Genomic DNA, 19,271 nt, shown 5'->3' on the forward strand with positions numbered 1-19,271 from the left:
TGGGCCGGGCCGGCTCCCCGCCCGCTAGGCCAGCGCCTGCCTCAGATGGGCATTCCAGAGAGGCCCCTCCAGCAGCGGTGACAGGTGACCGTAGCGCCCCGCCACACTCACCTGAACGACATTGCCGGGATACGGGAGCTGCGCCTGGGCGGCCGGATCATCCGGCGCGAACAGCTCGTCCGACGCGCAACGCAGCCAGCGCATGGGTGTGGCCGACTCCAGCAGCGCGCCGCGCGCGTCGTAGCGGCAGGCCGACGTCCTGAGCGCCGCCATGGACCAAGGCGAGAAGCTCGCCGCCCAGGCCCCAGCCTCGGCCCGCAAGCGCGGCTCAACGTCGGACTCGCCAGCGTCGGCCAGCCACCGGGCATAGCCGTAGCGGCGCAAGGTCGCACAGCGCAGTTCGACCCATTCGTTCCACGCATCCGCATCGTCCGAGTCAATCGCAGCAGCGAGTCGCCGCAGGCGCTGCGCGTCCGCCATGCTGCCGCCGCCGCGCGGCGCCGAGGCCAGCGCCACGACCCGTCCGACGGATAGCGGCGCGGCCACCGCCCACTGGAAAGCTTGGTAACCGCCAAAGGAATAGCCCACCACGGCATCCAGCCGTTCGACGCCGATCGCGCGCAGCCATTCCCCCTGCAGGCGCACGCCATCGGCGATCGATACGGCTGGAAACGCGCTGGCCGCGGCGCCGGTCGGCGCGCTGCTGCCAAAGCACGATCCCAGTGCGTTGGGCGCCAGCACGCAGGTGTCGCGCGTGTCCAGCGCCGCCCCCGGCCCCAACCAGGGGCTGGCCCAGCCGGCATCGGGATAGACCTCCCCCTCGTCCGTCCTCAAGGCCTGCTGGCTGCCCGATATGCCATGCAGCAGCAACACCACGGCACGCGCGCGCTCTGGCGGCGGGCCGTAGCGGGCCCAGGCCAGCCGGGCTGGCGCCAAGGCCTCGCCACTGTCCAGCGGCAGGGAGTCGACCTGCGCCACGCCAGCGGCATGATCGATGAGCTGGTTTGCGGCCACCGGCGGCTCCTAGACGGGACGCTCGCCCATGACCGTCGTGCGGTAGATCGTGCGCCGCATGCTGGCTGGCAGTTCGCGGGTGGTGGCCTTGTGCATCACGCAGCGGTTGTCCCACATGACCACGTCGCCCGGTTCCCATTGCAGCGCGTACTGGTACTTCTCCTGCGTGCAATGCGCGAACAGGCGTTCCAGCAGTTCCTGGCTGTCCGCCTCGCCCCAGCCGGATACTTCGGCGGTCATGCCAGGGTGCACATACAGCGCCTTGCGACCCGTCTCCGGATGCGTGCGCACGATGGGGTGTTCCACGTCAGGCGTGCCTGCCAGTTGGCTGGCGTCCATCTTCACCTGGGTGCCCTCCTCGGCCCTGGTGTTCTTGGGCCGGTAGCGGTGCACTGCCTGCAGGCCCGCCAGCTGGGATTGGACGGCGCCGTCCAGCTCCTCGTAGGCCCGGTACATATTGATGAACAAGGTGTTGCCGCCTTCCGGCGGTATCAGTTGGGCATTGAGGATGGTGGCCTTGGCCGGACATTCGCGGAAGGCGAAATCCGAATGCCAGTACGAACCGCCGTCGGCGATGCCTGCCGGCACGCCGTTCTTGACCTCGTTGGACAGCACGAATATCTCGGGATACTCAGCGTGGTTGTACTGGGCCAGCACGTGGATATCCAGCTCGCCCAGGCGGCGGCTGAAGCGCAACTGGCCTTCGGGCGACAGGCGCTGGTTCTTGAAAACCAGCAACTGATGGCGCAGGAACAGCGCGTTCACGTCCTCGAACGCCGCGTCGTCCAGCGTTTCCAGATCCACGTCATGCACGGCCGCGCCGATCAGCGGACTCAGGGGTATCGCTTTCATCATGAGGCTCCTGCCTAGGTTCAGGGAAGACGGTGCACGCGGGCCTCGGTGCGCACCAGCGGCTCCGCGCCGTGCTCGCCGATCAGCACCGGGTACTCCAGCCGCATGCCGCCCAGGCCCGGGCGGTACAGATGCGTGCCCAGCGCCACCACCATGCCGGGCGTGACGAGGTCGCGGCTGCGCAGGTTGATGAAGGGCCGGGTACGCGCGCAGGTGCCCAGGCCATGGCCGAACAGGGGCAGGCCGAACTCGCTCAAGCCATGCTTTTCGAACACGGCGATGCCACGGCTGGCACACTCCGCTATCGGCCTACCGGGCGTCAGGGACGCCAACATGGTCTGTACGGTTTCTTCCCAACAATCGATCAGCTTGCTCTGCGCCGGGTCCGGCTTGCCCAGGAACACGGGCAAGGCGGTATCCGCCATATAGAGATCCAGCAGCGGATGCAGGTCCAGGATCACGAATTCATTCGGCCGGATCGCGCGGTCCGTCGCCTGCTGGGTGACGCCCCGTAGAAAGCCCGTGCGCTCGCCCGCGCCGACTTCGGTGCCGCCCGTCACGGCCCAGGACCAGGTGCTGCCCCGCCGCCGGATTGCACGCTCGATCTCGCCGGCGATCTCGTTCTCGGTCGCCCCGGCCCGCACCGCATTCATGCCCTGCTCGAAACCGTAGTCGGACACCTCCGCCGCATGGCGCAGGCGCTCGATCTCGGCCGCGTCCTTGATCAGCATGACGTCGTCGATCACGTCCACGCCGTTCTCGAACTTGATGTCGGGCAAATGGCTGGTCAGGTCGAAGTATTCGGCGGCCGTCAGCATGCCCGGCGCCACCTGCGCCGCCCCCGGGTGCGACAGGTCCAGCGCGACCTTGCCCCGCGTCAACCCGTGGTGCTCCAGACGCTGGCGTATCAGTTGCGGAAAGTCCGAGAACTCGAACTCGTACATCTCCATCTGATGGCCTTCGGCTCGCACGCGCGAGGCGTCCATGGCCCAGTAAATGAACTCGCAATGCCCGTCGGCGGTGACCAGCACGGCGCCGCGCCAGGGCATGAACGCGCCGCTCAGGTAATGCAGCGCGCCCTGGCGGGTGCCCAGGTAGGCGTCAAAGCCGAGTTCGCGCGCGTGCTGGGCGACGCGCTTGCGGCGGGCCTGAAAATCGATGGACTGCATGTGTCACTCCTCTTTGGGGATTCAGGAAACCGATGCGCCGGAAGCCTTGACCACGGGCGCCCACTTCTCGGTTTCGTCGGCGGTGAAGCGGGCGAAGTCGTCGGGCTTGCTGGCTACAGGGTCGGCGGCCTGCGAGACCAATTGCTCGCGCACGCGGGGATCAGCCAGCGCCCGGGCGATTTCCTGCTGCAGGCGTTCGACGATGGGACGCGGCGTGCCGGCGGGCGCGAACACGCCTATCCAGGACGTCATGGCGTAGCCAGGCAGGGTTTCGGCCACGGTCGGCACGTCGGGCGCGGCCGGGGAACGCTGCGGACCGGTCACGGCGATGGCGCGCAGCTTGCCGGCCTTGATCAGGGGCTGGGCGATGACCAGGCTGTCGAAGGCCAGGTCGGCCTGCCCGCCGATCACGTCGGTGAGCGCGGGCAGGCTGCCCTTGTAAGGGATGTGCTGCATCTGCACGCCCGCCATCTCGTTGAATAGCTCGCCGGACATGTGCATGGAAGTGCCGCTGCCGCCCGAGGCGCGGTTGAGCTTGCCGGGGTTGGCTTTGGCGTAGGCGATCAGGTCCGCCACCGAGTAGATGGGCAGCTTGGGGTTGACCACCACGACCAGCGGATACGACACGACCTGCGTTACCGCCGCGAAGTCCTTCAGCGGCTGGAACGGCATGGACTTGTACAGGGTCTGGTTGATGGCGTTGGTGCCTATCGTGCCCATCAGGATGGTGTAGCCGTCCGGGGCCGACTTGGCCACGGCGTCCGCGCCGATGTTGCCGCCCGCTCCGGGCTTGGCCTCGACGATGACCGACACGCCCATGCTCTGGGTCATGCGTTCAGCCAGCAGCCGGGTGACGATTTCAGTAGGACCGCCAGCCGCGGCGGGCACCACGAAGCGAATGGGCTTGCTGGGATAGGCCTCGGCCGCGCTGGCGGCGGAAGTGGCCGCCACCCCCGCCGCCAGGGCGTATGCGCCCAAGGCGCTCAATAGTCTCCTGCACATGGCATGTCTCCGTTGTTGCGGGACGTACCGGGCGGGTGCCCTGGCCGACCCATCTAATTAACGAACAATTGTTCGCTAATTCGCATTTTATGGAGATTGCCGCGGATGTCAAACTACAATCGAGCCTCCAACGACAAGACCGCCGATACATGGACACGACATTGCCGGAACCGAAAGAAAGGAAAGAGGAGTTTCTGGACAGCCTGGCCAACGGCCTGCAATTGCTGCAGATCTACGCCACGGGCGTGGCCAGCGTGACCGTGCAGGAAGCTGCCGAACAGCTGGACGTGACGCGCGCGGCATCGCGGCGCATCCTGCTGACGCTGGAAAAGCTGGGCTATGTGCGCCAGGACGGCAGGGATTTCTCGCCCACGCCCAAGGTCATGGACCTGGGATACGCCTATTTCGCTTCGCTCAGCCTGCCCAAGCTGACCCGCGCGACCATGCGCGAAGTCGCGCAGACCGTGGGCGAAACCTGCTCGCTGGGCGTGCTGGACCGGCAACACGTCGTATTCCTGGCGCGCGAGGAAGGCCCCAAGCTGCTCAAGCTGGACCTGTCGGTAGGCAGCCGCCTGCCCGCCTACGCCCATTCGCTGGGCCGCACGCTGCTATCCACGCTGGATGACGAAGCGCTCGACGAGTATCTGGAAAACGCGGACCTCAAGCGCCTGACGCCCTACACGACGGTGTCGCGCAGCGCCCTGCGCAAGCTGATCCGGCAGGTGCGCCAGGACGGCTACTGCATTTCGGTCAGCGAATTGGTGGACGGTTTCGCGGGCGTGGCCGTGCCGCTGTACAACCACGAGGGCAAGGCCGTGGCGGGCTTGAGCGTCAGCATGGTGCTTGGATCGCGCTCGCCAGACGAGTTGAAGCGCCAGCATCTGCCCGCCCTGCAACACGCAGCCGCCACCATCCGCGACATGATGCCGCGCAGCACGATCTAATCTGGATCTGGCGGCCGGACGGCCTCAGCCGCCCTGCTCGCCCAGCAAGGCTTTCAGTGCGTCTTCGTCCAGCACCGCCACGCCCAATTCCTGCGCCTTGGCGAGCTTGCTGCCGGAATCTTCGCCGGCCACCAGATAGGCCGTCTTCTTGGACACCGAACCGCTGACCTTGCCGCCGGCGGCCTGGATGCGCATCGAGGCTTCTTCGCGCGTCCAGTTGGGCAGGGTGCCGGTCAGCACGAAGGTCTTGCCGGCCAGGGTGGTCGCTTGCGGCGCCGCCTCGGCCACGGGATTCACGCCCTGCGCCTTGAGCTGTTCGATCACGTCGCGGTTGTGCTGCTCGGCGAAGAAGCGGCGAATCGAGGCCGCCACCACCGGACCCACATCGGGCACGGAGGACAAGGCGTCCTCATCGGCGTCCATGATGGCGTCGATGCTGCCGAAATGGCGCGCCACGTCGCGCGCCGTGGTTTCGCCCACGTGGCGGATGCCCAGCGCGTACAGCAGGCGGTTCAAGGCCGGCGCGCGCGCCTTGTCGATGGCGGCCACCAGGTTGTCGGCGGACTTCTGGCCCATGCGGTCCAGCCCCACCAACTCCAGCGGGCGCAGGCTGTACAGGTCAGCCAGGGTCTTGACCCGGCCGCTGTCGACCAGTTGGTCCACCAGCTTCTCGCCCAGGCCTTCGATATCCAGCGCCTTGCGGCTGGCGGCATGCCAGAGCGTCTGCTTGCGCTGCGCGCCGCAGAACAGGCCACCGGTGCAGCGCGCGATGGTCTCGTCTTCCAGGCGTTCGATGGCGGAGCCGCAAATCGGACAGGCCGTGGGCATGACGAATTCGCGCGCGTCGTCCGGCCGCTTTTCCAGCACCGGGCCCAACACTTCGGGAATCACGTCGCCCGCGCGGCGCACGATGACCGTATCGCCGATGCGCACGTCCTTGCGGCGGATCTCGTCTTCGTTGTGCAGCGTGGCGTTGGTGACGGTGACCCCGCCCACGAACACCGGCTTCAGGCGCGCGACCGGCGTGATGGCGCCGGTGCGGCCCACCTGCACCTCGATATCGAGCAAGGTGGTAGTGGCCTCTTCGGCGGCGAACTTGTGCGCCAGCGCAAAGCGCGGCGCACGCGCCACGAAGCCCAGCACCTTTTGCGCCGGCAGCGAGTCCACCTTGTAGACCACGCCGTCGATGTCGTAGGGCAGCTCGGGCCGCAGCTTGCCGACCTTTGCGTAGAAGGCCATCAGGCCCTCGGCGCCGCTGGCGCGGTGGTTGTGCTTGACGTTGACCGGCAGGCCCAGCGAGGCCAGCCAGTCCAGCATGGCGCCATGGGATTTCTCGGGCAATTGCGAGGCCTCGGCCGCACCCGCCGACGCTTCGGCGAACAGGCCGCCTTGCGTGCCCGCCAAGCCCTGTACCTCGCCCCAGCCATAGGCGAAGAAGCGCAGCGGCCGCTTGGCGGTGATGCGCGGATCCAGCTGGCGCAGGCTGCCCGCGGCAGCATTGCGCGGATTGACGAAGACTTTTTCGTCGCGCTTGGCCTGGGCCTGGTTCAGTTTTTCGAAATCGGCGCGGTTCATCAGGACTTCGCCGCGGACTTCCAGCACCTTGGGGAACGTCCCCTTGAGCTGCAGCGGAATCGCCTTGATGGTGCGGATATTCGAGGTAACGTCCTCGCCGGTCTGGCCGTCGCCGCGGGTGGCGGCCTGCACCAGGCGGCCATCCTCGTAGCGCAGGCTGATCGCCAGCCCGTCCAGCTTGAGTTCGCAGAAGTAATCGGCTTGCTGCGCCGGACCCAGCAGGCCCGCGCCGCGCAGCGTGTCGGTGACGCGGCGGTCGAAAGCCGCCACGTCCTCTTCGTCGAAGGCGTTGCCCAGCGACAGCATCGGCACCATGTGGCGCACGCTGCCAAAGGCGGAGACGGGCGCCGCGCCCACGCGCTGCGTGGGCGACTCCGGCGTCACCAGTTCCGGATGCTCGGCCTCCAGGGCCTGCAGTTCGCGCATCAGTCCGTCGTACTCGGCATCCGAGATCGACGGTTCGTCGTAGACGTAATAGCGAACGTTGTGCTGTTCGATTTCGGCGCGCAAGCGCGCCGCGGCCTGCGCCGCGCTTTCACCGCCAGACGTGCTGTTCATTTACGCAAACACCCTTAGGGCGCGCTCGCTGCCGGCGGGCAGGCCCGCTTGTTCAAGCTGGCCGAACAGCACCTGGAGGCGCTCGTCGATGACCGTTTCCGAACCATCGGCCAGCGGCTTGCCCTGATCGTCGACCAGGTCCGCGCGCAGGCGGGCAGCCAGGTCGCGGCCCACATCGACCATGCGGCCGAAAGCGCGCTCGTCCGCCGGGCTGCAGGGCACGTCCAGCAGCAGGTACAGGCGTTCGATTCCGCCCATGCCGGCATCGAACGCCGCGCCGTCGCCGCGCGCCAGGGTGAAGCGGGCCACGCCATTTTCCGCCGGCCAGGCCAGGCGGCTGCCGTCCGAGACGAAACCGAGGTCGCGCGCCACCGACAGCACTTCGGCGGCGGGTTGGGCCGTGCCCAGCAACAAGGTCAGGCCGACCTGGGTATCCAGGGCGGCGCAGGTGTCGTCCAGGCGGGCGCCTTGCTCCAGAACGGCCTGCTGGTCCGGACCTTCAATGGTGGCGTCGAAGCGCTCGGCCATGTCCTGGGCGCGGGCCCAGGCTTGGGACCATTCGATGGCGGTCAGCGGACCGCTGCGGTTGGCCAGCAGCACGGCCAGTTGCATGGACGCATAGGATTCGCCGGCATGGACACGCGCACGGTGGCGGCGCTGGTCGGTTTCCGCGAACACGCGCATGGGCTTGCGGCCGACGTGGCGCAGGCTTTGCATGTAGGGCAGCAAGTCGGCGCCGCGCACGGTGTCGGCGAAGTTGATCTCGATGACCACTTCGCAGGCGGGATCGGGTTCTTCGGTATCGTCGGCATCGCTGCCGGGATCGACCGGCGCCGGCTGGCCGGGCTGGGCACGAGGGGTCTCGCCGCCCATGCCGGGTTCGCGGCGCGCCGCCGCGGCGCCCGCAGCCGACGCAGCGCCGGTTGCCGCGCCCGCCCCCAACAGCGGATCCTGTTCGGTGGAGGGGAAATGGGTCTGCATCTTGCGCCGGACACGCCGGTCCTGCCACCAGTTGAATCCCAGCACCAGCAGTATCAGCAATACGCCCAGGGCTATCAGCCCGATCTGCAAATCACTCATGTATAAATCCCGCGCCGAAACCCCGACGCCCTTCTGAATATTGGGTTTATGCCGCTTCGGAGGCCATCATCTGGACGGCCGAGTCTATGTCTACCGCAACGATACGCGAAACCCCTTGCTCTTGCATGGTTACACCGATCAGTTGCTTGGCCATCTGCATCGCGATCTTGTTGTGCGAGATGAACAGGAACTGGGTCTGCTCGCTCATGTTGGCGACCAGATTCGCGTAGCGTTCCGTGTTGGCGTCGTCCAGCGGCGCGTCCACCTCGTCCAGCAGGCAGAACGGCGCGGGGTTGAGCTTGAACAGCGCGAACACCAGGGCGGTCGCGGTCAGGGCCTTTTCGCCGCCGGACAGCAGGTGGATGGTGCTGTTGCGCTTGCCCGGAGGCTGGGCCATGACCTGCACGCCGGCGTCGAGGATTTCCTCGCCCGTCATGCTCAGCTTGGCCTCGCCGCCGCCGAACAGCTTGGGGAACAGCTCGCCGAAGTGGCCGTTGACGACGTTGAAGGTCTCTTGCAACAGCTCGCGCGTCTCGCGGTCGATCTTGCGGATGGCGTCCTCGAGGGTCTCGATGGCGCTCATCAGGTCCTGGTTTTGCGAATCCAGGAAGCCCTTGCGCTCGCGCGAGGTGTTCAATTCGTCCAGCGCGGCCAGGTTGACCGAGCCCAGGGATTCGATCTGGCGCGAAATGCGGCCCACTTCGGACTGCAGCCAGCTGGCGCGGCGCCATTCGTCGGACTGGTTGGCCAGGTCCTGGGCCAATGCCTCGCGGTCGACTTCGCGCGCATTCAGCTGTTCGGTGAACTGCTCCTCGGCCAGGCGGGCGGCCTGTTCCTGCAACTGCAATTCCATGATGCGGGCGCGCCGCGGTTCCAGCGTCTGTTCCTGCTGCAGGCGGTCTTCGTCCGCGCCGCGCAGCAGGGCCGCCAGGTTTTCGAGTTCCTGGCGCGCGCGCGACAGCGCTTCCTCGCGCTCGGCGCGCGCTTCCAGGGCGTCCTGCAGGCCGGCTTGGGAGGCCGAGGCGTCCAGCTCGGCCAGGTCCACCAGCAACTGCTCCAATTCGACGCTGCCGCGTTGGCTCTGGTCGGCGGCCAATTGCTGGTTGCGCTGCAGGTCGGTGATGCGGACCTGGATGCCGCGTTCGGCGAATTCGGCTTCCTGGGCGGCGCGTTCGAGTTCGCGCAGGCCGGCGCGGGCCGCTTCGGCCTGGGCCGCCAGGGTTTCGCCGTCGATCTCGGCATCGGCGAAACGGGATTGGTGTTCGGCCAGCTCTTCGTCCAGAGCCTCGAAGCGGGCCTCGGCCTCTTCGCGGGCAGCGCGCAGGTCCTCTTCCTGGACCTTGATTTCTTCCAGGTCCTGGCGCAGTCGCGAGGCGCGCTCGCCGGATTGCTCGGCCTGCTGCTGCAGGCGCGAGTGCTCCAGCTGGATGTCATGCACCCGGCGAGTGACTTCCGCCACGCGCTGGCGCGCCGGGGCAATGGCCTGGGACACCTGCTGCCAGGCGACTTCGGCGCGGGCGACCGCGGCGCGCGCCTGGTCGGCAATCAGCTGCTGCGCCTTGATCTCGCGCTGCAGGTTCTCGATTTCCTGCTGGCGCGCCAACAGGCCGGCCTGCTCGGAATCCGGCGCGTAGAAGCGCACGCTGTGGGCGTCGACCAGGTGGCCGGCCTTGACCACGCAGGCACCGCCCGCGGGCAGACTGGCGCGCATGGCCAGGGCCTGGGTCACGTCGGTGGCCGTGTAGATGCCGCCCAGCCACTCGTTGAGTAGTGTGCGCAGGTCGGGATCGGTGATGCGCAGCAGGCTGGCCAAGGACGTCAGGCCGGCAGGCGCGGCGGGCGCCGGCGCCGCGACCGGCAACTGGTAGAAGGCCAGACGGGCTGGCGGCGCATCCTCGGCGAAGGCGCGGGCCCAATCCAGGTTGCGCACTTCCATGGAGGCCATGCGCTCGCGCAGGGCGGCTTCCAGGGCGGTTTCCCAACCGGGTTCGATGTGCAGCTTCTGCCACAGGCGCGACAGCCCGGCCAGCTCATGCTTGGCCAGCCAGGGTTCCAGCGCCCCCTGCTTCTGCACGTCTTCCTGCAGCTTCACCAGGGCCGACAGGCGGGCCTCCAGGCGCGCCAGGTTCTGCACGTCGGTCTGGGCGGCGGCCTGGGCGCGGCTGCGCTCGGCATCCGCTTCCGGCACGCGGCCTTCCAGGGTGGCCAGCGCTTCCTGGGCTTCCTCGAGCTGGTCCTCGCCGGCGACACGGTCGCCGGCCAGTTGCTCCAGGCGCACCGGATCAGGGCTGTGCAGTTCACGCAATTCCTGCTGCAGGCGCTCGCGGCGCTGGTCCAGCGCCTGCATCTGGCGGTCGGCGTCGCGCTGCGACTGGGCCACCAGGGCCAGATTCTGTTCGACGCGGGCCAGCGCGGCGCGCATCTCGTCGCGCCCCGAGGCGGCTTCGCGCACCCGCTGCTCCACGGCCGGCAGCGCGGCCTGGGCGTCCTCGGCCTTGGCCCGCGCCTCTTCGGTGCGGGCGGCGCCCGCGGCCAGGTCTTCCTCGGCCTGGGCGATCTGTTCGGTGCAATGTTCGCGCTGGGCGGTCCACTCGCCGATCTGCTGCTGCAGCTGGTCGCGGCGCGCCTGCAGGCGGTTGCGGGAATCGACCACGTGGCGGATTTCGGCTTCCAGGCGGCTGACCTGCGCGTTGGCCTCGTACAGCCCGCCCTGGGCGGTATGCACCGCGTCGCTGGCGGCGTAATGGGCCTGGCGGCGGGACTCCAGCGCAGCTTCGCCCGCCCGCAGGCCGGCGATGGCGGCTTCCAGCTCGTTCTGGGCCTGCGCCATCTCCTGGGCCTTCTTGGCGCGTTCTTCGCGCGCCCCGGTTTCCTTCAGGAACCACAGCGCGTGCTGCTTCTTTTCACCGTCGGCCTGGAGCTCGCGGTAGCGCGTGGCCACTTCGGCCTGCGCCTCCAGCTTTTCCAGCTGGCTGTTGAGTTCGCGCAGGATGTCTTCGACGCGGGTCAGGTTCTCGCGCGTGTCGGACAGGCGGTTTTCGGTCTCGCGGCGCCGTTCCTTGTAGCGCGACACCCCGGCCGCCTCTTCCAGGAACACCCGCAGTTCTTCGGGGCGCGCCTCGATCAGGCGGTTGATCATGCCCTGGCCGATGATGGCGTAGCCGCGGGCGCCCAGGCCGGTGCCCAGGAAGATGTCGTGGATGTCGCGGCGGCGGACCTGCTGGTTGTTGACGAAGTAGCTGCTGGTGCCGTCGCGGGTCAGCACGCGGCGCACCGCGATTTCCGCGTAGGTGCTCCACTGGCCGGCGGCGCGCCCCTCGCTGTTGTCGAACACCATTTCCACCGAGGCCCGCGCCGCCGGCTTGCGGTTGCCGGAGCCGTTGAAAATGACGTCCTGCATGGACTCGCCGCGCAGTTCCGAGGCCTTGGCCTCGCCCAGCACCCAGCGCACGGCATCAATGATGTTCGATTTTCCGCAGCCATTGGGACCCACCACACCCACCAGTTGGCTGGGCACGGGAATCACGGTGGGATCGACGAAGGACTTGAAGCCGGCGAGTTTTAGCTGAGTAAGACGCACAATACGATGACGACGGGGTGGGTTGAACGAAAGGCGTTAACGGACCTGCCGCACAGATTGCAAACCGGCCCCTGGAGGGCCGGCTTACACATGGGTCGTATGATACCGCAGGCAGTCTGTCCCCAAACGTCAGCAAGGGTCAAGACGAGTTGTCCCTGAGGCTTGCCGGCGGTCAACCCGCGGGCAAACGCTCAATGGCCGCCACCTGAGGTCCGGCTATACTCCCTGACACTTTTTTGCGCGACACATAAATTTTCACGCGGACTGGCCGGGGCCAGGCCTGAGAACGGGGACATTCTTGAAACGTGGTTTCTATCTGGTCATGGCCGCGCAGGCCTTCTCGTCATTGGCGGACAACGCGCTGTTCATTGCAGCCATCGCCTTGATACAGGAGCTGCATGGGCCGGACTGGATGGCGCCCATGATGAAGTGGTCATTCGCGCTGGCCTATGTGGTCCTGGCCGCCTTCGTCGGGGCGCTGGCGGATTCCTTCCCCAAGGGCCGCGTGATGTTCTCCACCAACGCGCTGAAGGTGGTCGGCTGCATGCTGATGTTCTCGTATGCCAGCATCGGCGTCGCCCCCCAGTACCAGACCTACCTGATCTGCGCGGCATACGCCATTGTCGGCATCGGCGCCGCGGCCTATTCCCCCGCCAAGTACGGAATCGTCACCGAAATGCTGCCCCCGACCATGCTGGTCAAGGGCAATAGCTGGATCGAGGGCCTGACGGTCTTCTCCATCATCCTGGGCACGGTGCTGGGCGGCGTGCTGATTTCGTCCTCTGTCTCCAGCGCCCTGCTCAGCCATTCCTTCATCGGCAAGCTGGTCCACACCCCGGCCGAGGCCGCGATCCTGGTCATCGCCTTCGTCTACCTGCTGGCGGCGCTGTGCAACCTGCTGATTCCGCATACCCACGTGCGCTACCCGCCGCAGCAGAAGAACCCGGTGCGGCTCATCCGCACGTTCTGGGGTTATGTCTGTGTGCTCTGGAAAGACAAGCTGGGGCAGATCTCGCTGGCCGTCACCACCCTGTTCTGGGGCGCCGGCGCCACCCTGCAGCTGATCGTCATCGAATGGGGCCGCAGCCACCTGGGATACCAACTGGACAAGGCCTCGATGCTGATGGGCGTGGCTGCGCTGGGCACGGTGGTCGGCTCCATCCTGGCGGGCCGCATTCCGCTGCGGCGCGCGCTGGCCGTGCTGCCGGTCGGCGCCGCGATGGGCCTGGTGGTGCTGCTGATGCCGCTGGTCTACTCGCCCTGGAGCGTCTACCTGCTGCTGCTGATCACGGGCGGCCTGGCCGGCTTCTTCGTGGTGCCGATGAATGCGCTGCTGCAGCATCGCGGCCACGTGCTGCTGTCGGCCGGCCATTCCATCGCCGTGCAGAACTTCAACGAACAGCTCAACATCCTGCTGATGGTCGCCATGTACACGCTGCTGCTGTGGCTGCAGTTGCCCATCAACATCATCATCGTGATCTTCGGCACCGTGGTCGCCGTGCTGATGGTGGTCTTCATGCGCTGGAGCAAGCGCAACCTGCAGGCCAACCCCGAACTGCACGACCAGATCGGCCAGGAAGGCCACGGCCGCGCGCTGGATTCCTCGCACTAGGTCGGCGCAGCGGTTCCGCAGCAACGAAAAACCGGGCCGAGGCCCGGTTTTTCGTTGTCCGCCTTTCAGTGCGCCGGGCTCAGCTCAGCCGCGCCACCGCCAGGCGCAGGTCCTGCCAGGCGCGCGCCTTCTCGCTGGGACTGCGCAGCAGGTAGGCCGGGTGGTAGCTGACGACCACCGGAATCTCCACCCCCTCGTCCGTCTTCAACTGATGGATGCGGCCGCGCAGGCTGCCTATCGTGGCGTCCGTGCCGAGCAGCGTCTGGGCGGCGAAACGGCCCAGCACCAGGATCCGCTCAGGCTTGAGCAGCGCGATCTGGCGCATCAGGTAGGGGCTGCAAGCCGCGATTTCCTCCGGCTTGGGATTGCGGTTGCCGGGCGGGCGGCACTTGATGACGTTGGTAATGAACACGTCGCGCTCGCGGCTCATGGACACCGACGACAGCATGGCGTCCAGCAACTGGCCCGAGCGGCCCACGAAGGGCTGCCCTTGCCGGTCCTCTTGCTCGCCGGGCGCTTCGCCCACCACCAGCCAGCGCGTGGGCTGGCCGCCATGGCCGAAGACCGCGTTGCGGCGGCCCTTGCACAGGCCACAGGCAGCGCAGGCGACGACCTGGTCGTGCATTTCTTCCAGCGTGGCATTGCGGATCGCTTCGGCCACGGGTACCGGTGGCGGCGGCGCAGCCTCCTCCGCCGCCTTGGGCACAGGACGCGGCGGCGGGCCGCTGCGGTTCAGGATCGAAGCCGGTATGCCGGGACGGCCGGAAGCAGGCGCGGCGGGAGCCGATGCTGCGGGAGCGGGCGCTTCAGAAACTGGCGCCGCGGCGGCCGGTGCAGCTGCTGCCGGCATTGGCGCCTCGGCGGATGGCGGCGCAAACGGCGGCGACCCGACCGCGGGCGCCTGCGCACGTTCCGTCAAAACTTCCTTGGAAACAGGGACTTGCGGTTCAACTGCGGGCCGACTAGGCGCGGGCGCCGGGCGCAGCCACAGCCGCTCCATGCCGATCTCGCGCAGCCAGATGCGCTGCAGCGGGTTGACGCGGGGCGCGGCCGATGGCGACGCTGCTGTGGGCTGGCTCATGCCGCCGCTCCGTCCGTCGCGAAACGCTTCTGCATGACCAGGGCGTCTTCCCTGCCGCCTTTTTCGGCCGGGTAATAGCCCCGCCGCACGCCGATCTGCAAATACCCGTGCCGCTTGTAGAAATTGATGGCCGACTCGTTGGACGGGCGCACTTCCAACAGCACACCCTCCATGCCGCGTTCACGCGCCTGCTGCTCGCACCAGCCGAGCAGCACGCCGCCCAGGCCCTGGCGGTGCAGCGGCTTGGCCACGGCGATCACCAGCAGGTGCGCCACGTCGGGCGCGAACATGAGGACGCAGAACCCCGCCAGCTTGCCTTCGCGCCGCAGCACCCAGGCGCCATAGCCGGCCGCCAGGGCATCAGCGAAATTGCCGCGGGTCCAGGGAAAGGCCTGCACGTGCGCCTCCAGCGCCACGACCTCGTCCAGATCGGCATCGGTCATCGGCTGGGGCACCCAGGGCGCCAACGACGGCTGGGCCTTGGGATTGCCGCCCTCCCCGCGCATGCGCTCGGCGGTGGTGAACGCCACCTTGTCGCGCACATAGAGCGGCGCGGCCAGCTCGGGCGCCACGGCCTCGCCCCGCATCCAGCCCTGCCGCGCCAGACGGGCGACGCTAGCCGCTTCTGGCCGCCGCGCGCTGTCCGCGCGGCGCCACTCTGCGGGATGCTCCATGTCGGACGCGTAGGCATCCCATGCGTCGCCAGCCAGCAGCAGTTCCAGCGGCTGGCCCGCAGCGGCCGACCAGGCCGGCAGATGATGGGCAGTCCAGGGCACGACTTCGGCCGCGGCGATAAGCAGGGGCGCCTGCAGGACTTCCCACGAGATTTCACCGTCCGCAACGCCCGCCTGGCGGTAGACGGCCAGATAGACTTCGTTCATGCGGGCATCCAGCGCCACCACGATCGCATCCGCCGGCGTCGCCTCCACCTGTGCGGCGACCGCCTGATGAGAGACAATGGGAAGTACCGGGATGCCCAGGCCCAGGCCCATGCCTTGAGCCACTCCGCAGGCCACCCGCAGGCCGGTGAATCCGCCCGGACCCTGGCCAAAAGCCACCGCATGCAAGGCGGCAGGCGCCAGTCCGGACTCCGCCAGCAGCTCGTTGGCCATGGGCAAGAGCCGTTCCGCGTGCTCCTGGGAACCTTCATGCTCCCTGACGCTGACCTCCAGGCGGCCATCGACCGCCCGCAACAGGGCCACGCCGCAACGGGACGAAGAGGTTTCCAAAGCCAGCAGGTTTAGTTCCATAGATGCAGATTGTACGAAATACCGTGAGTCCGCCCCCGGTTATCAGGCTGATGCCGGGGGGATTTCAACCATGGTTCGCAATGTGTAATATCTTGTGAACGCCCACTAGCCGCTGGTTCTCGCCACTGTTACATTTCCGGCCATGAATACGCAAAACACCACTCCCACCCGAAAAATCCTCGTCGTCGACGATGATCCGCGCTTGCGCGATTTGCTGCGTCGGTATTTATCCGAGCAGGGATTCAACGTTTTCGTTGCCGAAGACGCCAAAGAGATGGGCAAACTCTGGCAACGCGAGCATTTCGACCTGCTCGTGCTGGATCTGATGCTGCCCGGGGAAGATGGCCTGTCCATCTGTCGCCGGCTGCGCGGTGGTCACGACAATACCCCCATCATCATGCTGACGGCCAAGGCGGAAGAAATCGACCGCATCGTCGGCCTGGAAATGGGCGCGGACGATTACCTGTCCAAGCCGTTCAATCCCCGGGAACTGCTGGCGCGGATCAACGCGATCCTGCGCCGCCGCGGCACCGAGGAACATCCCGGCGCCCCCAGCCAGGAAAACGAATCCATCGCCTTCGGCCCCTACACGCTGAACCTGTCCACCCGCACGCTCACGCGCAACGGCGAACAGGTGCCGATCACCACCGGCGAATTCTCGGTGCTGAAGGTGTTCGCCCGCCATCCCAAGATCCCGCTGTCGCGCGACAAGCTCATGGAACTGGCGCGCGGCCGCGAATACGAAGCCTTCGATCGCAGCCTGGACGTGCAAATCTCGCGCCTGCGCAAGCTGATCGAGCCGAACCCGTCCAAGCCCGTATTCATCCAGACCGTCTGGGGTCTCGGATACGTGTTTGTGCCGGACGGTGGTAGCTGACCGACTCGCCCGCCCCGGGCAGGAGCGCAGCCTCGTGCCCCGCTTGCGCAGAACCTTCAGGAACCTGACATCACGTTTGCGGCTCGGCTTGTTCGGCCGCACGTTCCTGTTGCTCGCCGCGCTGATGCTCGTCTCCCTGGGCGCGTGGCTACAAGTATTTTTCAGCATGGAGCTGGGACCGCGCGCCAATCAAATGGCGCAGCGGGTGATCACGGCCGTCAATATCACGCGCACCGCGCTGATCTATTCGCATAACGACGAACGCAGCAAGCTCCTGCTGGACCTGGCCACCAACGAAGGCATCCAGGTCTATCCGCGCGAGGTCACCGACTTCGCCGAAGCCCTCCCCGACGACGATTACTGGCAACGCGTTGCCCAGCACATCCGCACGCGCTTCGGCCCGGAAACGCAGATCGCCTGGGGCGTCAACCAGGTGCCCGGCTTCTGGGTCAGTTTCCAGATAGAAAAAGACCTCTACTGGCTGGTGTTCGAGCGCGAGCAGATCGGCCTGACGGGCGGGATCGAATGGCTGGGCTGGGGCGCCACGGCGCTGCTGCTGTCCCTGGTGGGAGCCGCGGTCAGCGTGGGCTTCGTCAACCGGCCGCTGTCGCGGCTGGCCCGGGCCGCCCAGGTGCTGTCGCGGGGCGAAAACCCCGCGCCCCTGCCGGAACAGGGGCCGCTGGAGATCCGCGACCTGAACGCCTCGTTCAACCGCATGGCCAAGGACCTGAGGCAGGCCGAGGCCGACCGCGAACTGATGCTGGCGGGGATCTCGCACGATCTGCGCACGCCGCTGGCGCGCATGCGGCTGGAAATCGAGCTGAGCGGGGTGTCCGAGGACGCCCGCCAGGCCATCGACGAAGATCTGGGCCAGATCGACCACAGCATCGGCCAATTGATGGAGTACGCGCGCCCCGCCGGCACGCTGCCGCAACTGGCCACGGACATCTCCGCGGTGCTGGCGGAACTCTACGAACGTGAACGCAGCCATACCGCATCGCTGGGCGGAGAGCTGGACGCCACGCTTGAACCTGGCCTGCGCGCCCGCATCACGGCGCTGGACCTCAAGCGCGTGGTCAGCAATCTGATCGAGAACGCCCGCCGCTACGGCCGTTCCAGCGACGGCATGGCGCATCTCGTCATGACACTGCAAGCTGAAGGCTCCATGATCGCGATCGAGGTATCCGACCGCGGTCCCGGCATCGCCCCCGAGGACGTCGATCGCCTGCTGCGGCCGTTCTCGCGCGGCGAGGCGGCACGCACCGGCGTCAGCGGCGCGGGACTGGGCCTGGCCATCGTCGAACGCCTGCTCAAGCACGTGGGCGGCTCACTGCGGATGCTGCCCCGCGAAGGCGGCGGCCTGACCGCAAGGATAGAGTTGCCCAAAGCGAAGTTTAGGAATTATCAATTAGACAACGATAATCCATAGCGTAGAATTTATGGTTTGAGGCACAGCCTTAATTCCACCAACAACTGGGAGTAAACATGAAAACTGTTGGCGACAAACTCGAACCCTTCAAGGTCACCGGCGTCAAGCCCGGCTTCAACCAGCACGAAGAAAACGGCGTGTCGGCGTTTGAAGACATCACCGAAAGCTCGTTCCCCGGCAAGTGGAAGGTCATCTACTTCTACCCGAAAGACTTCACGTTTGTTTGCCCGACCGAAATCGTCGGCTTCAACAAGCTGGCCAAGGATTTCGAAGACCGCGACGCCGTCCTGCTGGGCGGTTCGAGCGACAACGAATTCGTCAAGCTGGCTTGGCGCCGTGAGCACCCGGACCTGAACAAGCTGGGTCACTACCAATTCGGCGACACCACCGGCGCCCTGATCGACCAGCTGGGCGTGCGTGAAAAGGGTGCTGGCGTTGCCCTGCGCGCCACCTTCATCGTTGATCCGGACAACACGATCCAGCACGTTTCGGTGAACAACCTGAACGTCGGCCGTAACCCGGAAGAAGTTCTGCGTCTGCTCGACGGTCTGCAAACCGACGAGCTGTGCCCGTGCAACCGTACGGTTGGCGGCGCTACGCTGTAATTTCCAGCCCGGCCCGGGACCCGCTAGCGGGTCCTGCGCTGGGCTTTAACTGCTCTAGATTATAGGTAAAAGCTATGGAATTTCTTACGACCATTAAGGAACAACTGCCGGATTGGGCCAAGGATATCCGCCTGAATCTGGACGCCGTGATCGCCCGTTCGACCCTGGCTCCCGAAGATGCCGTCGGCGCCGCCCTGTCCGCCGCCTACGCCGCGCGCAGCCCGGTGCTGGTCGAAGCCTTCAAGAGCGGCCTGTCGGAAGGCGACGCCAACGCCGCGCTGACGGCCTCGGCCCTCATGGGCATGAACAACACCTGGTATCCCTACGTCGAAATGACCGGCGACGCCCAATTGAAGAGCCTGCCGGCCCAACTGCGCATGAACGCCTACGCCACCCACGGCGGCGTGGACAAAAAGCGCTTCGAGCTGTTCGCGCTGGTGGCCTCCATCATCGGCAAGTGCCATTTCTGCGTGGCTTCGCACTACGAGAACCTGAAGAACGACGGCCTGTCGACCGAACAGCTGCGTGACGCCGGCCGCATCGCCGCCGTGGTCAACGCCGCCGCCCTGGCGCTGGCTGCCCAAGGCAAGTAAACAGCCTCGCGCAATAAAAAACCCGCCTGCGATACATGCGCAGGCGGGTT

At 66.9% G+C, this 19,271-nt stretch carries 15 protein-coding genes; 6 read left to right on the forward strand and 9 right to left on the reverse strand.

From position 1 onward, the window contains the following. Nucleotides 1–24: 24 nt before the first annotated feature. From AC3WOB_RS09675 to AC3WOB_RS09690, 4 genes are read right to left on the reverse strand one after another with little or no spacing between them, the layout of a single operon-like run. Nucleotides 25–1,014, reverse strand: coding sequence for an alpha/beta fold hydrolase (locus tag AC3WOB_RS09675; protein ID WP_492274827.1), 990 nt, complete (start codon nt 1,012–1,014; stop codon nt 25–27). A 9-nt stretch (nt 1,015–1,023) separates the two neighbouring features. Then, complete coding sequence (locus AC3WOB_RS09680) at nt 1,024–1,869, reverse strand: TauD/TfdA dioxygenase family protein (protein WP_492274828.1); 846 nt, start codon at nt 1,867–1,869, stop codon at nt 1,024–1,026. A gap of 17 nt (nt 1,870–1,886) precedes the next feature. Continuing rightward, the gene (locus AC3WOB_RS09685) at nt 1,887–3,035 is read right to left on the reverse strand and encodes a M24 family metallopeptidase (protein ID WP_013392171.1); all 1,149 of its coding nucleotides are present in this window, start codon (nt 3,033–3,035) and stop codon (nt 1,887–1,889) included. 21 nt (nt 3,036–3,056) lie between these two features. Next, nucleotides 3,057–4,037, reverse strand: a complete 981-nt coding sequence (locus AC3WOB_RS09690; RefSeq protein WP_492274829.1) for a tripartite tricarboxylate transporter substrate binding protein — start codon at nt 4,035–4,037, stop codon at nt 3,057–3,059. A gap of 149 nt (nt 4,038–4,186) precedes the next feature. Between AC3WOB_RS09690 and AC3WOB_RS09695 the strand changes: the two genes are divergently transcribed. Continuing rightward, a complete protein-coding gene (locus AC3WOB_RS09695; RefSeq protein WP_492274830.1) occupies nt 4,187–4,981 on the forward strand; it encodes an IclR family transcriptional regulator domain-containing protein in 795 nt (264 codons plus the stop codon). A gap of 24 nt (nt 4,982–5,005) precedes the next feature. On the opposite strand, the gene ligA is transcribed toward AC3WOB_RS09695, so the two are convergent. From ligA to smc, 3 genes are read right to left on the reverse strand one after another with little or no spacing between them, the layout of a single operon-like run. Then, complete coding sequence (ligA, locus tag AC3WOB_RS09700; RefSeq protein WP_492274831.1) at nt 5,006–7,114, reverse strand: NAD-dependent DNA ligase LigA; 2,109 nt, start codon at nt 7,112–7,114, stop codon at nt 5,006–5,008. Then, the gene (locus AC3WOB_RS09705) at nt 7,115–8,194 is read right to left on the reverse strand and encodes a cell division protein ZipA C-terminal FtsZ-binding domain-containing protein (protein ID WP_013392167.1); all 1,080 of its coding nucleotides are present in this window, start codon (nt 8,192–8,194) and stop codon (nt 7,115–7,117) included. A gap of 46 nt (nt 8,195–8,240) precedes the next feature. Next, nucleotides 8,241–11,774 (reverse strand): chromosome segregation protein SMC, encoded by a 3,534-nt coding sequence (gene smc, locus AC3WOB_RS09710; RefSeq protein WP_013392166.1) that lies wholly within the window; start codon nt 11,772–11,774, stop codon nt 8,241–8,243. A gap of 298 nt (nt 11,775–12,072) precedes the next feature. Here smc and lplT point away from each other — a divergent pair, with 298 nt between their 5' ends. Next, nucleotides 12,073–13,386 carry a lysophospholipid transporter LplT gene (lplT, locus tag AC3WOB_RS09715; RefSeq protein WP_013392165.1) on the forward strand — a complete coding sequence of 438 codons (1,314 nt, stop codon included), beginning with the start codon at nt 12,073–12,075 and terminating at the stop codon, nt 13,384–13,386. Between the two features lie 79 nt (nt 13,387–13,465). Here the strand turns inward: lplT and AC3WOB_RS09720 are convergent, their stop codons facing one another. Then, nucleotides 13,466–14,467, reverse strand: coding sequence for a uracil-DNA glycosylase (locus AC3WOB_RS09720; RefSeq protein ID WP_492274832.1), 1,002 nt, complete (start codon nt 14,465–14,467; stop codon nt 13,466–13,468). Next, nucleotides 14,464–15,717 carry a bifunctional tRNA (adenosine(37)-N6)-threonylcarbamoyltransferase complex dimerization subunit type 1 TsaB/ribosomal protein alanine acetyltransferase RimI gene (locus AC3WOB_RS09725; RefSeq protein ID WP_013392163.1) on the reverse strand — a complete coding sequence of 418 codons (1,254 nt, stop codon included), beginning with the start codon at nt 15,715–15,717 and terminating at the stop codon, nt 14,464–14,466. Before AC3WOB_RS09725 ends, AC3WOB_RS09720 begins: the two co-directional genes overlap by 4 nt. A 142-nt stretch (nt 15,718–15,859) precedes the next feature. Here AC3WOB_RS09725 and risA point away from each other — a divergent pair, with 142 nt between their 5' ends. The 4 genes from risA (at nt 15,860) to AC3WOB_RS09745 (ending at nt 19,221) form a co-directional block, all read left to right on the forward strand. Beyond that, the gene (gene risA / locus AC3WOB_RS09730) at nt 15,860–16,594 is read left to right on the forward strand and encodes a response regulator transcription factor RisA (RefSeq protein ID WP_013392162.1); all 735 of its coding nucleotides are present in this window, start codon (nt 15,860–15,862) and stop codon (nt 16,592–16,594) included. Between the two features lie 34 nt (nt 16,595–16,628). After that, nucleotides 16,629–18,023, forward strand: coding sequence for a sensor histidine kinase RisS (risS, locus tag AC3WOB_RS09735; RefSeq protein ID WP_013392161.1), 1,395 nt, complete (start codon nt 16,629–16,631; stop codon nt 18,021–18,023). Nucleotides 18,024–18,079: 56 nt separating this feature from the next. Continuing rightward, nucleotides 18,080–18,628: a peroxiredoxin gene (locus tag AC3WOB_RS09740; RefSeq protein ID WP_006389231.1), complete on the forward strand. Its 549-nt coding sequence runs from the start codon at nt 18,080–18,082 to the stop codon at nt 18,626–18,628. Between the two features lie 74 nt (nt 18,629–18,702). Next, the gene (locus AC3WOB_RS09745; protein ID WP_013392160.1) at nt 18,703–19,221 is read left to right on the forward strand and encodes a carboxymuconolactone decarboxylase family protein; all 519 of its coding nucleotides are present in this window, start codon (nt 18,703–18,705) and stop codon (nt 19,219–19,221) included. Nucleotides 19,222–19,271: the final 50 nt, after the last annotated feature.

The organism is Achromobacter sp. FW305-C-30-7 (genome assembly GCF_058783105.1).

Coding starts and splice junctions, on each gene's coding strand:
- risA (WP_013392162.1), top strand. CDS start 15,860: ATGAATACGCAAAACACCACTCCCACCCGAAAAATCCTCGTCGTCGAC.
- AC3WOB_RS09695 (WP_492274830.1), top strand. CDS start 4,187: ATGGACACGACATTGCCGGAACCGAAAGAAAGGAAAGAGGAGTTTCTG.
- ligA (WP_492274831.1), bottom strand. CDS start 7,114: ATGAACAGCACGTCTGGCGGTGAAAGCGCGGCGCAGGCCGCGGCGCGC.
- AC3WOB_RS09680 (WP_492274828.1), bottom strand. CDS start 1,869: ATGATGAAAGCGATACCCCTGAGTCCGCTGATCGGCGCGGCCGTGCAT.
- AC3WOB_RS09740 (WP_006389231.1), top strand. CDS start 18,080: ATGAAAACTGTTGGCGACAAACTCGAACCCTTCAAGGTCACCGGCGTC.
- AC3WOB_RS09745 (WP_013392160.1), top strand. CDS start 18,703: ATGGAATTTCTTACGACCATTAAGGAACAACTGCCGGATTGGGCCAAG.
- AC3WOB_RS09725 (WP_013392163.1), bottom strand. CDS start 15,717: ATGGAACTAAACCTGCTGGCTTTGGAAACCTCTTCGTCCCGTTGCGGC.
- AC3WOB_RS09685 (WP_013392171.1), bottom strand. CDS start 3,035: ATGCAGTCCATCGATTTTCAGGCCCGCCGCAAGCGCGTCGCCCAGCAC.
- AC3WOB_RS09690 (WP_492274829.1), bottom strand. CDS start 4,037: ATGTGCAGGAGACTATTGAGCGCCTTGGGCGCATACGCCCTGGCGGCG.
- AC3WOB_RS09720 (WP_492274832.1), bottom strand. CDS start 14,467: ATGAGCCAGCCCACAGCAGCGTCGCCATCGGCCGCGCCCCGCGTCAAC.
- AC3WOB_RS09705 (WP_013392167.1), bottom strand. CDS start 8,194: ATGAGTGATTTGCAGATCGGGCTGATAGCCCTGGGCGTATTGCTGATA.